The sequence below is a fragment of the Arthrobacter sp. MP_M4 genome, assembly GCF_035984855.1.
In the GTDB taxonomy this organism is placed as follows: Bacteria; Actinomycetota; Actinomycetes; order Actinomycetales; family Micrococcaceae; genus Arthrobacter.
In genome coordinates, this window is the sequence record NZ_JAXCHX010000003.1 from 118,298 (window position 1) to 132,521 (window position 14,224).

The 14,224-nt window shown below is 65.6% G+C and carries 16 protein-coding genes; 5 read left to right on the forward strand and 11 right to left on the reverse strand.

Going from position 1 to position 14,224, the window contains the following annotated elements:
- The first annotated feature begins 21 nt into the window (after window positions 1-21).
- On the forward strand, window positions 22-996 hold the full coding sequence (locus RCH15_RS05155) for an acyl-CoA thioesterase (RefSeq protein ID WP_326958743.1): 975 nt from the start codon (window positions 22-24) through the stop codon (window positions 994-996).
- A 3-nt stretch (window positions 997-999) separates the two neighbouring features.
- Here RCH15_RS05155 and dnaB read toward each other — a convergent pair whose 3' ends face one another.
- Window positions 1,000-2,382 (reverse strand): replicative DNA helicase, encoded by a 1,383-nt coding sequence (gene dnaB, locus RCH15_RS05160; RefSeq protein WP_326958745.1) that lies wholly within the window; start codon window positions 2,380-2,382, stop codon window positions 1,000-1,002.
- 633 nt (window positions 2,383-3,015) lie between these two features.
- Between dnaB and RCH15_RS05165 the strand changes: the two genes are divergently transcribed.
- Both RCH15_RS05165 and RCH15_RS05170 read left to right on the forward strand, forming a co-directional pair.
- Window positions 3,016-3,354 carry a hypothetical protein gene (locus tag RCH15_RS05165; RefSeq protein ID WP_326958747.1) on the forward strand — a complete coding sequence of 113 codons (339 nt, stop codon included), beginning with the start codon at window positions 3,016-3,018 and terminating at the stop codon, window positions 3,352-3,354.
- Between the two features lie 133 nt (window positions 3,355-3,487).
- Window positions 3,488-4,057 carry a hypothetical protein gene (locus RCH15_RS05170; RefSeq protein WP_326958749.1) on the forward strand — a complete coding sequence of 190 codons (570 nt, stop codon included), beginning with the start codon at window positions 3,488-3,490 and terminating at the stop codon, window positions 4,055-4,057.
- A gap of 15 nt (window positions 4,058-4,072) precedes the next feature.
- Here the strand turns inward: RCH15_RS05170 and RCH15_RS05175 are convergent, their stop codons facing one another.
- On the reverse strand, window positions 4,073-4,699 hold the full coding sequence (locus RCH15_RS05175) for an FMN reductase (protein WP_326958751.1): 627 nt from the start codon (window positions 4,697-4,699) through the stop codon (window positions 4,073-4,075).
- Window positions 4,700-4,803: 104 nt separating this feature from the next.
- Window positions 4,804-5,664 carry a PhzF family phenazine biosynthesis protein gene (locus RCH15_RS05180; protein ID WP_326958753.1) on the reverse strand — a complete coding sequence of 287 codons (861 nt, stop codon included), beginning with the start codon at window positions 5,662-5,664 and terminating at the stop codon, window positions 4,804-4,806.
- 65 nt (window positions 5,665-5,729) lie between these two features.
- Here RCH15_RS05180 and RCH15_RS05185 point away from each other — a divergent pair, with 65 nt between their 5' ends.
- Complete coding sequence (locus tag RCH15_RS05185; protein ID WP_326958755.1) at window positions 5,730-6,032, forward strand: DUF1801 domain-containing protein; 303 nt, start codon at window positions 5,730-5,732, stop codon at window positions 6,030-6,032.
- Window positions 6,033-6,188: 156 nt separating this feature from the next.
- Here RCH15_RS05185 and rplI read toward each other — a convergent pair whose 3' ends face one another.
- The 4 genes from rplI to rpsF all read right to left on the reverse strand — a co-directional run bounded on the left by rplI (window position 6,189) and on the right by rpsF (window position 7,981).
- Window positions 6,189-6,641, reverse strand: a complete 453-nt coding sequence (gene rplI, locus RCH15_RS05190; RefSeq protein WP_326958757.1) for a 50S ribosomal protein L9 — start codon at window positions 6,639-6,641, stop codon at window positions 6,189-6,191.
- 17 nt (window positions 6,642-6,658) lie between these two features.
- The gene (rpsR, locus tag RCH15_RS05195) at window positions 6,659-6,898 is read right to left on the reverse strand and encodes a 30S ribosomal protein S18 (RefSeq protein WP_003800144.1); all 240 of its coding nucleotides are present in this window, start codon (window positions 6,896-6,898) and stop codon (window positions 6,659-6,661) included.
- A 125-nt stretch (window positions 6,899-7,023) separates the two neighbouring features.
- Complete coding sequence (locus RCH15_RS05200) at window positions 7,024-7,620, reverse strand: single-stranded DNA-binding protein (RefSeq protein ID WP_326958759.1); 597 nt, start codon at window positions 7,618-7,620, stop codon at window positions 7,024-7,026.
- A 55-nt stretch (window positions 7,621-7,675) separates the two neighbouring features.
- Window positions 7,676-7,981 carry a 30S ribosomal protein S6 gene (gene rpsF, locus RCH15_RS05205; RefSeq protein WP_024366241.1) on the reverse strand — a complete coding sequence of 102 codons (306 nt, stop codon included), beginning with the start codon at window positions 7,979-7,981 and terminating at the stop codon, window positions 7,676-7,678.
- Between the two features lie 240 nt (window positions 7,982-8,221).
- On the opposite strand from rpsF, the gene RCH15_RS05210 reads away from it, so the two are divergent.
- Window positions 8,222-8,902: a DUF1345 domain-containing protein gene (locus RCH15_RS05210; RefSeq protein WP_326958761.1), complete on the forward strand. Its 681-nt coding sequence runs from the start codon at window positions 8,222-8,224 to the stop codon at window positions 8,900-8,902.
- A 31-nt stretch (window positions 8,903-8,933) separates the two neighbouring features.
- On the opposite strand, the gene RCH15_RS05215 is transcribed toward RCH15_RS05210, so the two are convergent.
- From RCH15_RS05215 to RCH15_RS05230, 4 genes are all read right to left on the reverse strand, one after another.
- On the reverse strand, window positions 8,934-10,244 hold the full coding sequence (locus tag RCH15_RS05215; RefSeq protein ID WP_326958763.1) for a M18 family aminopeptidase: 1,311 nt from the start codon (window positions 10,242-10,244) through the stop codon (window positions 8,934-8,936).
- 194 nt (window positions 10,245-10,438) lie between these two features.
- Window positions 10,439-11,866, reverse strand: a complete 1,428-nt coding sequence (locus RCH15_RS05220) for an amino acid permease (protein ID WP_326958765.1) — start codon at window positions 11,864-11,866, stop codon at window positions 10,439-10,441.
- A 291-nt stretch (window positions 11,867-12,157) separates the two neighbouring features.
- Window positions 12,158-12,889, reverse strand: a complete 732-nt coding sequence (locus tag RCH15_RS05225) for a response regulator transcription factor (protein WP_326958766.1) — start codon at window positions 12,887-12,889, stop codon at window positions 12,158-12,160.
- Entirely contained in the window at window positions 12,886-14,217 is a 1,332-nt protein-coding gene (locus RCH15_RS05230; RefSeq protein ID WP_326958768.1) for a sensor histidine kinase, read from the reverse strand. Before RCH15_RS05230 ends, RCH15_RS05225 begins: the two co-directional genes overlap by 4 nt.
- Between the last annotated feature and the right edge of the window lie 7 nt (window positions 14,218-14,224).

Sequence of the window (14,224 nt, forward strand, 5' to 3'; positions counted from 1 at the left end):
GCGCGTCAGTAAACTCTCCTCATGAGTGAGACTGCCGCCAATGCCGTGACCCTGCGCTTCCTCGCGGCGCCCACTGACGTCGGCCACAGCGGCTCGGTGGACGCCGGGACCGTGCTCGAATGGGTGGACAAGGCGGCGTACGCCGCCGCGGTCGGCTGGGCCAAGTCCTACTGTGTGACGGCGTATGTCGGCAACATCCACTTCACTGACCCGGTCAACAGCGGGGACATGGTGGAGGTCACGGCCACGATTGTCTACACGGGCCGGTCATCCATGCACATCCGCACCGTGGTGTCCTCAGGCGATCCCAGGGGCGGACCGGCCACGATGCGCAGCCAATGCCTGGTGATTTTCGTGGCCGTGGGCGGAGATGGCAAACCCGCCAGCGTCCCGCCGTTCAACCCGGCGACGCCGGATGAAGTTGAACAGCGCGACCACGCCCTGGCGCGGATCAAAGTCCGTGAGGACATCGTCCAGGCAATGGGCGGGCAGGAATACACTGACGCCGGAACTGCGGAGAAAGTCATCCTGCGTTTTATGGCGGCGCCTACGGACGTGAACTGGGGCGGCAAAGTACACGGTGGCATCGTCATGAAATGGATCGACGAGGCGGCCTTTGTCTGCGCGTCACGCTACTGCGGGATGGACACGGTGGCGGTCTTTTCCGGTGGCGTGCGGTTCTACCGTCCGCTGCTGATAGGCCATGTGGTGGAGGTGGAGGCCCGGTTGGTCTACACCGGAACGAAAGGCATGCACATCGCGGTCCATGTCCGTTCGGGCGATCCCAAGGGGCGGGTGCTGGAGCTCACCACGTACTGCCTGACCGTGATGGTGGCGCGTGACGAGCACGGCACGTCCGTGCCGGTCCCACAATGGGTGCCGGTGTCCGAGGAGGACAAGCGGTTGCACGCCCACGCCCTGGAACTGCTGGAAATCCGGGGCCGGGCACCCGGGAACCGGCTGCCCAACCACCTCCTCGGTGCTGGCGGCAGCTAGCCCCTAGAAACCGCCACCTCCGGCGTCGGCGGCCATGTTGGCGAACCGGGAGTAGTGGCCCTGGAAGGCAACCACAATGTCCTTGGTGGGACCGTTACGGTGCTTGGCGATGAGAATATCCGCTTCGCCGGCCCGGGGGGATTCCTTGTCGTAAACGTCTTCGCGGTGCAGCAGAATGACCATGTCGGCGTCCTGCTCAATGGAACCGGATTCACGCAGGTCCGACACCATCGGCCTCTTGTCCTGGCGCTGCTCGGAGCCACGGTTCAGCTGGGACAGGGCAATGACCGGAACCTGCAGTTCCTTGGCCAGCAGCTTCAGGGCACGGGAGAACTCAGAGACTTCCTGCTGGCGGGACTCCACTTTCTTGCCGGAGCTCATCAGCTGCAGGTAGTCGAGGATGACAAGTTTGAGATCGTGCTGCTGCTTCAACCGGCGGCATTTGGCCCGGATTTCCATCAGCGACATGTTGGGGCTGTCGTCGATGAACAGCGGGGCGTCGTTCATCCGGCCCATGGTCGTGGCGATCTTGGACCACTGCTCGTCCTTAATCGTTCCCTTGCGCAGGTCCTGCAGGCCGATCGTGGCCTCCGCGGACAGCAACCGCATGGCGATCTCGTTCCGGCCCATTTCCAAAGAAAACATCACCGTGGCCAAGTTGTTCTTGATGGCAGCGGAGCGGGCAAAGTCCAGCGCGAAGGTGGACTTGCCGACGGCGGGGCGGGCTGCGATGACAATCATCTGGCCTGGGTGCAGACCATGGGTGAGTTCGTCCAGTTCGTAGAAGCCGGTAGGCACACCGGTCATCCCCTCCTCGCGGTGCCCGGATGCTTCGATCTCGTCCACGGTGGATTCCATGACGTCCTTGAGGACCACGTAGTCCTCCGCGGTGCGGCGCTCCGCCACGGCGTAGATCTCGGCCTGGGCCTGGTTCACCAGGTCCTCGACCTCGCCGTCCTGGCCGTAACCGAGCTGGACGATCTTGGTTCCGGCATTGACAAGGCGGCGCAGGACCGCGCGTTCGCCCACAATCTCAGCGTAATAGCCGGCATTAGCGGCGGTAGGGACGGTCTGGATGAGTTCGTGCAGGTAGGCGGGACCGCCGATCCTGTTGATCTCACCCCGCTTGGTCAGTTCATCCGAGACCGTGACGGCGTCGGCGGGCTCGCCCCGGCCGTAAAGATCGATGATGGCTTCGTAGATGGTCTCGTGTGCCGGGCGGTAGAAGTCAACGCCCCGGAGAATTTCGACGACGTCGGCAATGGCGTCCTTCGACAGCATCATGCCGCCGAGGACGGACTGTTCGGCGGGAATGTCCTGCGGCGGCTTGCGGCTGCCTTCGGCTCCCCGCGTTCCCTCGATTGAGTCCAGATGCGTAACTGACAAAACTGCCGTCCTCCGTTGTGTGCCGCAGCGGATATCAGTTCGCCTGCGACGCGTATGCCTTGGTCCGTGCTGTGCCGGTGGCGTCGGCCCCGGCGGATTCCCGACGAGTTAAGTCCTATCAGCCGGCTGCGACACTTTGTCCGCCCCGGTGCTTCCGGCCCCCATTGCTGTCCGGTTTGCGGGCCAGGCTTGGCGGGCTGGGCCCGGGGGAGGTCGCACCGGGTTTCGGTATCCTCGGCTCGATCTCCAGCTACGTTATCCCCCGACCGGGCAGGCACCAACCCGAGCGCCGGTTGCCCCTGTGGATAAGCTGTGCACTACTGCCGTCTGCTTGTGCACAGCCTGTGGGAACACCTGTGGATAGAAAGTTTCTTGGACGCCCGGCAGCGTCCTGACCTGCGGAAACACCGGATCTGCCGTGTGGACACAAAAGAATTTCGGGCCGCCGTCGTCCACAGACCGCAGCCAGGGGCTGGGGATAGCGGCCGGCCCATGAGGCCATACCCGGGCCGGAATATGCGAATTTAGTGATGTTCCCCACGAATACTCCGACGGAAAGCCGCCCCCGCCGACCCACGCATGCCCGGTGCAGAATGTGCTGTGGATAACTGTGATCTGGCATATGCTCGTTCTATGGGCGATGTATTGCTGGTTATGCTGCCTGCCCTCATCCTGGCGGCAGTCCTCTGGGCGTTTGTTACGGCCCTGCGGCCGCGCGATTTCGGCGTGTCCGACGCCGAGCGCTACCAGCAGGAACTGGCGGTACGCTCACAGGCGCATTACGCTGCCCAGGTACAGGCCGCGACGGCTGCCCGGGCCCGGCTCGACGCCGTGACCCGGCCCAGCCAGAACGAACAGCAGCAATCACAGCAGGCCGACCACGCCCGCAACACGCTGCGGGCACAGACGGGATCCGCTCCGGCATTCGGGCAGCCCGGCTACCAGGGGCCGTCCTGCCCGGTGGCCACCTAAACCCCCAGTTTGCCCTGCAGTTGCAGTCATTGGCCCAGAACGGCAAGAAGACCGAAGCCGTCAAGCTGCTGCGGCAGGCAACCCATTCGGATCTCTCGACCGCCAAGAATTACGTAGATCGGCTGTAGTTTTCATGGAATCGCTGCTCATCCCCCTGCTAATTCTGGTGCTCGTCGGCGCCGGCGTTCTACTGGGCGCCCGCGCCCTTAACCGCAGCCGTCAATCCCGGCCGGAGGCGTCCCCGGCGCCCGTGCGCGACCCGATCGAGCTGGCACGTGCCTCGGCGGCCAAACTCGACCAGGAGCAGCACCGGCGCCTCTATGCGCTGATCGCCCAGGGGCAGGCAATGGGAGCCATCAAGCTCTACCTCGAAGCCACCGGTGACGGCCTGCGGGCCTCACGGGACGCCGTGGGCGCCCTCGCTGCCCATCCGCAGCCCTTCCGCCCGGAGGCGGCCGAACAGACTCCCAGCGAGGAGGACGACGACGCCCCCCAGCGGTTTGCCTACCGCTACCGGGCCATCGCCAGCAAAGGCGAGATCACCCGCGAGGTCAGCAGCAATATGCTCAACGACGAGATCTACGGGCGTATCCGTACCATGGCCCGGAGCGGCGACACGGAGGCAGCGGCGGAGGCGCTCACCCGCCACTCAGACATCTCCATCAAGCAGGCCCGGGAGTTCATCGCTCTCCTGGAGGACTGACCTCCGCCCTCCTGTTCAGTGCCGCCCGGAAATACCCGCGAGCAACTGCTCGAACGGCAAAGATTCGAGAGCGGCCTGCTTGGAATACGGTTGTGGGCCCTGCAGCAGGCCGGCGAACTCGCCGGCCGCCCGGTCGATCCGCGTGGAAAGCGGTGAGCCGGCGCCGTCGTTATGACCCCAGTCCTGCGGACCGGCAAAAACAGCCGTGCCGGCCGTCCGGGTACGAAGATAGGTGAACAGGGGCCGCATGGCGAAGTCGAGGACCATCTGATGCCGGTCAGTTCCGGCGGTGGCGCCAAGCAGCACGGCCTTGCCCTCAAGCGGGGAGGGGTCGAGGACGTCGATGAAAGACTTGAAGAGGCCGCTGTAGGAGGCGCTGAAGACCGGACTGACAGCGATGATGCCGTCTGAGGCCTCAACACCCGCGATGACGTCGGCAAGCGCCGGACCCGCGTAGCCAGTCACGAAATTATTGGCGATGTCTACGGCGATGTCCCGCAGTTCGACGACCGCGATATCGACGCCGTAACCTGCGGCGGCCAGCTGCCGCTGCGCGGAGGCTGCCAACTGGTCAGCCAGCAGGCGGCTGGACGACGGGACGCCCAGTCCGGCGGAGAGAACGGTGATGCGGCGCGATTCCACGGCAATGCTCCTCAGATAGTGTTTCCGGCTGCAAACCCAATACATGCATTTGCATCTACCTGTAGAAGCCACATCCTTTGTTTTTTATTCCTGCGCTTTGTCCCTCAAATCAGCACAAACCCCTCGATGCAGGTCACCGTGCTCCCTCCGACCCAGATGTCATCCGCCACGGCGTCGACGTGGATCCGGCCGGAGCGTCCCAGCACCGTCCCCTGCGCCGCACGGTAAGACTCCGGTGCCCGGCCGCTGCGGATCAGCCACTGGGCCGCACCGGCATTGAAGCTGCCGGTGACGGGGTCCTCGGCGGCGGCCTCGCCCGGAATGAACGTCCGCACCTCGAAATCCACCTCGGATCCGGCTGGATGGGGACCGATCAGGCCGACTTTAAGACCGGCCATGGCCGTGTAGTCGGGCCTGACGGCGAGCACCTGCTCTGCTGACTCAAGCAGCACACCAATCCAGTCGGGCCCGTTGACCAGCCAGGACGAGTCCAGCAGCGCTTCCCGGGGCACCCGCAGGCCTGCGGCGATCCGGTCAAGGTCCGGCCCGGCGACCGGACCCGTTCGCGTCAGCGGCGGCGCCGCGAACGCCAGCCGGCCGGCGTCGCGCTTCACCCGAACCAGTCCGGCGGCGCACTCCTGCACCACCGTGCCGTCCCCGCGGGGAGTCCCGCCGGCCTCAAGCCAGGCATGTGCGGAGCCGAGCGTCGGGTGACCGGCAAAGGGAAACTCCTCACTGCCCGTGAAGATCCGGACCCGGTAATCGGCACGGGGATCCGTAGGCGGCAGCAGAAAAGTGGTTTCGGAAAGATTGGTCCAGTTGGCGAACTGTTGCATCACCTCGGGAGAAAGGTCCGTGGCGTCGAGCACGACGGCGAGCGGGTTGCCCCGGTAGGGAAGGTCGGTGAAAACGTCCACCTGCGCGAAGGGGCGGAGGCGGGCAACTGGGGCAGGAGTTGGAGTCACTGCGGCAGATTACCACCGGCACCGGCCCGGCTGACAAGACCGCCACGGTCTGCCAGACTGCCCGCATGCCAGTGAACACGAGCCGGAACAAGACCGAAAACAAAACTACGGCAACAGGCGCGTCGGTCCAGGAGTTTCTCGCCGCCGTCGGCTTTTCGCCCCGGAAGGCCGGCCTGTCCCTCTACGGGCTGAGCTACGGGCCGCAAACGGCCGAGCTGCTGGCGCGGTTGGGAAAGCACAAGACCGGCGCCGGGTGCCTCCATGTCAACAAACTCGACGACGTCGACCAGACGGTGCTCACCGAACTGATTCGACACGGGTACCGGCACGCGACATCGATCCTGAACCACCCCCGGCCGGTGGACTAAGGCACCTCGGAGCCGGCTGCCGCCCGTCATGCCTGGCGCCACGAGCTCCAAGGGAGCCCCCGCGGGGGTAAAGCAGAAAGCCCCCGTCGCCGGTTCCCAGGAGGAATCCGGCGGCGGGGGCCTTCAGGCAGTTCAGGACTGCGGAGCCTGTGAGGGCTACTTGCCTGCGACTACGTCCAGGTCGATCACAGCGGCAACGTCGGCGTGCAGCCGGACGTTGGCCTGGTAGGAACCAACCGACTTAATGTGCGTCGGCAGTTCAACCTTGCGCTTGTCAATGCGGCCAAGGCCAGCGGCCTCGACAGCGTCGGCCACATCGCCCTGCTTGACGGTGCCGAACAGGCGTCCGGTCTCGCCAGCCTTGACGACGAGCTTGACCGGCTTGGCCGAGAGTGCAGCGGCCTGCTTCTGAGCGTCTTCCAGGGAAGCGTGCTCGCGGGCGGCGCGGGCAGTTTTGATGGACTCAACCTGCTTCTCGCCACCCTTGGACCAGGTCAGGGCGAAGTTGCGGGGCAGCAGGTAGTTACGTGCGTAACCGTCCTTGACCTCGACAACATCGCCCGCAGCACCGAGACCGGTTACTTCGTGGGTCAGAATGAGCTTTGCCATGTTAGTTAATCCCTTCCTTAGCCGCGGCCAGCGCCGGAGTAAGGCAGCAGAGCAACTTCGCGGGCGTTCTTGATTGCCTGGGCGATCTTGCGCTGTTCCTGCACCGTGACGCCGGTGACGCGACGGGCGCGGATCTTTCCGCGGTCGGAGATGAACTTGCGCAGCAATGCTACGTCCTTGTAGTCGATGACAGTGATGTCAGCGGCCTTCAAGGGGTTGGACTTTGGTTTGGGCTTACGGAGTTCAGCCTTAGCCATCGTGGAGCTCCTATTCGATGGAGCCCGTGGATATTGATCCACGGGATGGTGGTGATCCGACGCGGTTGGCGCCATTCTGCCTTGCGGCGTCCTGGCGGGTCGCGCGGTCGAACCTTAGATGTTGTTTAGAAGGGAGGTTCGGAATCAGGGCCGTTGCCCCAGCCGCCGCCTGCATTGCTGACCCCGGGCGTGGCCCAAGGGTCATCCTGCTGCTGCGCGGGCTGGTTGCCGCCCCAGGTTCCACCCGAGTTGCCGCCGCCCTGGTTTCCACCAGAGCCGCCACCGAAACCACTGCCGCCGCTGTTGCCGCCGCCGAAGCCACCCTGGGCGCCGTTGCCGGCACCCCCACCGCCGGAGCGCTGGGTACGGTTGACCTTGGCGTTGGCGTAGCGCAGGCTGGGGCCGATTTCATCGACCTCAAGCTCGATGACGGTGCGCTTCTCGCCTTCCTTGGTTTCGTAGGAACGGCTCTTCAGCCGGCCGGAAACAATCACGCGCATGCCCTTGGTCAGGGATTCGGCGACGTTTTCGGCGGCTTCGCGCCATACCGACGCGCGAAGGAACAGGGTTTCCCCGTCCTTCCACTCGTTGGACTGGCGGTCGAAGGTGCGGGGAGTAGACGCGATGGTGAAATTGGCTACAGCCGAACCTGACGGTGTGAACCTCAGTTCGGGGTCACTGGTGAGATTACCGATGACCGTAATAGTGGTTTCGCCTGCCATCTACTGCCTCCTTGTTCGTTCCTGCGGGGTGAAGAGTGAAAATCAGGAGCTGAGATTACTCAGCAACAACCTTCTGTACTTCGGGGCGGGTGATCTTGGTGCGCATGATGGTCTCATTGAGGCTCAACTGGCGATCAAGTTCCTTGGCGGTAGCCGGCTCAGCGGTGAAGTTCACCACGGCGTAGATACCCTCGGACTTCTTCTGGATTTCGTAAGCCAGGCGACGACGGCCCCAGATGTCAACCTTTTCGATGGTTCCACCATCGGTCGTGATGACGTTCAGGAACTTCTGAAGCGTTGGCTCAACGGTACGCTCTTCGACCTCGGGGTCGATGATTACCATCAATTCGTAAGGACGCATATGTGAACCCACCTCCTTTGGGCTAAGCGGTTACGGCATTTCCGTAACAGGAGGTTCATTTGCGGTGCCATGCGCCGGCCGCACCTCCAGGAACGGGGGCAGGACGCAGCACAGACTTCAACAGCTTAGTGCATCGGGACCCGTTTCAGCTATTCCATGCCCGTCCAGACTAGGCACGGCCAGCGGGGTTTAGAGGCCCGGCCGGCGGCCATGTGGACAACCCTGTGCCAGAATCGGGGAATGAACACCGGATCCCTTGTCCGCGGCGGCAACCGGCGGACCCGGCGCAGCCGGCTCCGCCTGGCTGCCATGCTTTTTGCCGGGCTGCTGGCGGCCGCCGCCACCGGCGCGACCGGCAACTGGGTGGAGGCTCCGGCGGTCGGCTGGGGCGCTGCCTCACTGACCTACGTGGTGTGGGTCTGGGTGGTGATCGGTCGTTTTAATCCCGCCGAAACCCGGTCACATGCCACCGCCGAGGATCCGTCCCGCAGGATCACCGACCTGCTGATCCTGGCGGCAAACGTCGCCAGCCTGGGCGCGGTGGCCGCCGTCGTGGTCGATTCCCATGCCGGCGGCGCCTCCCCGTTCGCGGGCGGGCTGCTGGCATTGGCGTCCGTGGCCCTGTCCTGGCTGCTGGTGCAGACACTGTTCACGCTCCGGTATGCGGCGCTGTACTACAACACGGGTGGGAAGGCCGGTTCTGCCGTGGGCGGCATCGACTTCAACCAGGAACGCCCCCCGCAGTACACCGACTTTGCCTACCTCGCGACGAGCCTCGGCATGACCTACCAGGTCTCCGACACGGCCCTGCAGAACCACGGCATCCGGGCTGAGGCGCTCAAGCACAGCCTGCTGTCCTACCTCTTTGGCACCGTCATCCTCGCCACGACGATCAGTCTCGTGATCAACCTGGCCTTCTGACCTGCAGAGCGGCCGTAGATCCGTCCCGCGGCTACGCCGCCGTGCGGAAGAACAACGCGGTCACCGTCGCGAGCCGGCGCGGGTCCTCGACCCCGCAGAGTTCCCGGGCCGAATGCATCGACAGGAGGGGCACACCGACGTCGACCGTCCGGATTCCGAGGCGGGTTGCGGTCAGCGGGCCGATCGTGGAGCCGCAGGGCATCACGTTGTTGGAGACGAACTCCTGGTAAGGAATGCCGGCGCCGGCGCACAGCCGCGCCCAGAGGGCCGCCCCCGTGGCGTCAGTGGCGTAGCGCTGGTTGGCGTTGATCTTCAGCAGCGGACCGCCGTTCAAGGCCGGCCGGTTAGCCGGGTCGTGCCGTTCGGGGTAGTTGGGATGGACGGCATGACCGGCGTCGGCGGAAACGCAGAACGACGCCGCGAAAGCCTGCCGCCGCTGGCTCGCCGTGGCGCCCAGGCCATCGGAAAGGCGCACCAGCACGTCTTCGAGGAGGGGACCGCTCGCGCCGGACCGGGAGGCGGAGCCGATCTCCTCATGGTCGAAGGCGGCCAGAACGGCGATCGGCGCCCCCGCGGGCAGCGGCGCGCCGGCGTGGTCTATCAGTGCGGTGAGCCCGGCATGGGTTGCCGACAGGTTGTCCAGCCGGCCGGAAGCGAAAAACTCACCGTTCGCACCGAAGACAGCGGGTGCCTGGGTGTCGGCGATGACGACGTCATAGCCGCCGATCTGGGCAGCGTCAACATCCGCGCCGGCCACCCGGGACGCCAGGAGGCCCAGCAGGTCGTTAGCGGCAGGGTCCCCCAGTCCATAGACCGGGTTCATATGCTGCTGCTTGTCCAGGGCCAGCCCCTCGTTCACGGCACGGTCCAGGTGGATGGCGAGCTGCGGGAACCGCAGCAGCGGCCCGGTGGCGGTGAGGTGCTCGGTGCCGTCCAACATCACCAGGCGTCCGGCGAGCTGCAGTTCCCGGTCCAGCCAGGAGTTCAGCAACGGTCCGCCGTAAATCTCGACGCCAGCCTGCAGCCAGCCGAATTTGCCGGTGGTGGGTCTGGGCTTGAGCTTGAACGACGGGGAGTCCGTGTGGGCTCCGAGGATGTTGAACCCGGTGGTGGGACCGGCCGTCTCCGGCGTGACCCAGGCGATGATTGCGCCGTCGCGGATGACATAAAATTTCCCGGCGCCGGCGGGCGGGTCCCAGTGCTGCAGCTCATCGAGGGCGGTGAATCCTGCGCTGTTGAGCCGGCGGGCGGCTTCCTGGACGGCGTGGAAGCTCGATGGTGACGCGGTGACGTACGCCCCGAGGTCCTGGATGTGGGCTGCGGCATTGGTCTGGAAAGGCATGGCTCCGAGTCTAGCGCCGAGCCCCGCCGTCGGTTGCCCTTCACGGGGAGACAAACAGGAACGGGCGGTGGGGGGGGGGGGGGGGGCCGCCCCCCCCCCCCCCCCCCCCCCCCCGGGGGGGGGGGGGGGGGGCCGCCCCCCCCCCCCCCCCCCCCCCCCGCCCGCAGGCCTATCGTCGTTCTGACGCGGTTAAGTCAGGACACCGGGCCGGCAGCCACGCCGGCATCAACGGTCTTGGTCCCGGAGGTTCCCGGCTCGCCCGCGGGGGACTTTCCGCCGTGCTTCCGGTAACGCCACACGCCCACCCCGACCACGACGGCGGCGAGGGCCAGCGAGAGCAGCAGTGATTCACGGGTGGTCTCCAGGATGACCATGCCGATCAGCAGGGCGACGATGCTGATGATGGCCACCCAGGTCAGGTAGGGGAAGAGCCACATTTTGAGCTGGAGGTCCTTGGCCGCGGCGCCCATCCGGCGCCGCAGGATCAGTTGCGAGCTTGCGATCACAAGCCAGACGAACAAGGCGATGGCTCCTGAGGTGTTGACCAGGAACAGGAAAACGGTGTCAGGGGCGATGTAGTTCAGTCCCACAGTGATGAAGCCGACCACGGTGGAGGCCAGGACGGCTGCGGCAGGGACGCCGCGCCTGGAAATCCGCATCCAGGCGCGTGGTGCGTCGCCACGGCGGGAGAGGGAGAACAGCATCCGGCTGGCGGTGTACAGGCCGGAGTTGAGGCAGGACAGCACCGAGGTCAGAACCACGATGTCCATGATGGTGCCGGCGCCGGGGATACCGAACAGCTCGATGACAGCAACGTACGGGCTCTTGGCGACGGAGGCTGAGTTCCAGGGCAGGAGGGTGACCACTACCGCGATGGAGCCGATGTAGAAAACGAGGATGCGCCAGACGGTGGATTTCACGGCCTTCTTGACGGCGTCGACCGGGTTTTCGGACTCGCCCGCGGCAATGGTGGCGATCTCAGCTCCGAAGAAGGAGAAGACAACCACCAGGATGCCGGCCAGCACGGCGCCCGGACCGTTCGGCATGAAGCCGCCGTTGTTCAGCAGGTTGCTGACGCCGGGGGCGGGAACGCCCGGGATCAGGCCCAGGATGGCGGCGACGCCGAAGAGCAGGAACAGCGATATGGCCGCGACCTTGATGGAGGCAAACCAGAACTCGAACTCGCCAAAGGATTTCACCGAGCCCAGGTTGGTGAGGGTCAGCAGCACCATCAGCAGCAGGGCCCAGACCCACTGGTCAATTCCCGGCACCCAGCGGTGCATGATCGCAGCACCGGCGGTGGCTTCGATGCCCAGGACAATGATCCAGAACCAGGCGTACAGCCAGCCGATGCTGAAGCCCGCCCAGCGGCCCAAGGCCTTATCCGCATAGGTCGAAAATGACCCGGTTTCCGGGTTGGCCGCCGCCATCTCGCCAAGCATCCGCATGACGAGGATGACAACAAGGCCGGCTGCCATGTAGGCGACCAGGATTCCCGGCCCGGCCTGCTGAATGGCCGCACCGGAGCCGACAAACAGGCCGGCACCGATCACCCCGGCAATGGCAATCATGGACAAGTGCCTGGGTTTCAGGGACTTGGAGAGTTGCTGGTCAGCCTGCATAAGGCGCCGTCCTTTTTGTAAATTGTGCGGGTCCGCAGGTGGATAGAAGAGATATGTGGGGCGGACCACATCGTCGTTTCACACTAAACCCGGTCCTGCGCGTCGCGTCCTGTGCAATCTCACATATTACGACGGCCAAGGCGGGGCACACTGCCAAGAAGAAGGCCCCTGAGGCAAGGAATGTTGCATCGCGGGCAATTTCGCAATGTGCCTGAAACCACTGTTTCAGGCAATTCCCGCGTGCAGACGCCCCGGGTCATTGAGGGATCGAGGGTTTGCTGCCCCTGCTGCTCAGTAGTCCGGGTTGCCTGGCACCACCAGGCCGGTCTCGTAGGCGTAGACCACTGCCTGGACCCGGTCACGCAGGTGAAGCTTGGTAAGGATCCGCCTTACATGTGTTTTGACGGTGGCCTCGGCGAGGAAGTACCGGTGCGCGATCTCGGCGTTGGAGAGCCCCTCCGCCATCGCTCCGAGCATCTCGGTTTCACGCGGGGTGAGGTCCTCCAGCAGCGGATCCCTGGCGGCCCGGACCCCGCCGGGGGCGGCCCTCCGGTCCGTCGCTGCTGCACCGGCCCGGACGTAGGCTTCGAGCAGACGGCGGGTGACGCGCGGAGCCACCACGGCGTCGCCGCTCGCCACGACCCGCACGGCATGGATCAGTTCGGCGGGGGCCACGTCTTTGAGCAGGAACGCTGAGGCGCCGGCCTGTAGCCCGGCGAACGCGTACTCGTCCAGGTCAAAGGTGGTGAGGATGATGATCTTCGTGTGGGCTGCTGCGGCGGTGATGGCCCGGGTGGCTTCGATTCCATTCAGTACCGGCATCCGCACATCCATCAGCACGACGTCGGGCCCCAGGGCGCGCACCTGGCGGATCGCATCGGCGCCGTCGGATGCCTCGCCCACAATGCTTAGATCGTCCTCGCCCTCCAGGATCAGGCGGAAGCCCATCCGCAGAAGTGGCTGGTCATCGACCAGCAGGACGCGGATCCGCCCGGATCCCTCCGTCGAATCATGGTGACTCATGTGCCCTGCTTTCCGTTGTCGCCGTTCCAGTGCAGCACGGCGTGCACGCGCCAGCCGTGATCGCCGCTCCGACCCGCCTCCACGGTGCCCGCGTAGATGCGCGCCCGCTCCAGCATGCCCGCAAGGCCTTGTCCGGCGCCCCCTGACCTGTCGGGGTCCCGGGCACCCTGCACGCTGATGGCGCCGGCGTCATCGACGGTTCCCTTGCCGTCATCGATGACCTCGATGGTGACCCTCGGACCGTTCCGGGCAATCACCACGTCCACGCGGCCCAGCGAACGGCCGTAGCGCAGCACGTTCGTCAGCGACTCCTGCACGATCCGGTAGACCGTCAACTGGAACGCGGCGTCGTCCGGCAGCGACGGGCCGGTGTGCCTGTAGTGCAGCGGAAGCCCCGCCATGCGGAAGCCCTGCAGCAGCTTGGCCAGGCTGTCCCCCGCCGCGAGCGGTTCGCGTGGAGCCTGCCCGGGGGTCACGTCTTCGCGCAAAACGCCCAGGACACGCCGCATGTCCGCCAGTGCGGTGCGGCCGGTGCGGGAAAGTTCCGCGAGTACCACGGCTGCCCTCGCCGGATCTTTTTGAACCACGACGGCGGCCCCATCCGACAGGCTGATCATGACTGTGAGCGAGTGTGCCACGACGTCGTGCATTTCCCGGGCAATGCGGTTGCGTTCCGTGACCGAGCCAAGCCGTGTGGCCCGGGCCGCCCAGGCGGCGACCTCGTGCTCGTGTTCTCGCCGCTGCCGGACTGAAACGCCGAGCCCGGTGGCAATGACGTTTGAGAGGGAGATGCTGATGCCGGCGGCGATGCTGCTGATCAGCTGGAAGTTCTCCGGCGTGTTCACCCCCATGTCCGGCAGCCTGCCGTCCAGCGGCCCAACGGCAAGCACCAGATACAGGCACACCAGCGGCGCAGTGGCGGCCGTCAGGCACACCAGCGCGGCCCTGCGGGTGCGGGCCGCGGCCACGGAGTACAGCGCAAACCACAGCCCGGCCGCAACGTTCGAACCCCACGGATGCAGCAGCGTCACCCCCAATTCGAGGACCGCCACGGCAGCCACCACTGCCACCGGGTGGCTTCGCCGCAGCGCCAGGGCGGCCGCAGCGGCGCCGAGGAGCACAGCGACGGGCCAGACGCCGTCGCGCACCGATTCCACGGCGGTGGGAATCACCAGCAGCAGATAGCAGGCCACAACGACGGCGTCCATGGCGCGTGGATGCTGGAACAGGTAACGCCGGATCCGGCCCCGGCGCCGGGCGGTGATCTCCGCAAAGGACGCGTCGGCCTGAGCGGTCGGCGCGTCCTTTGCGGGAACTGCATCCATCATGTTCTGA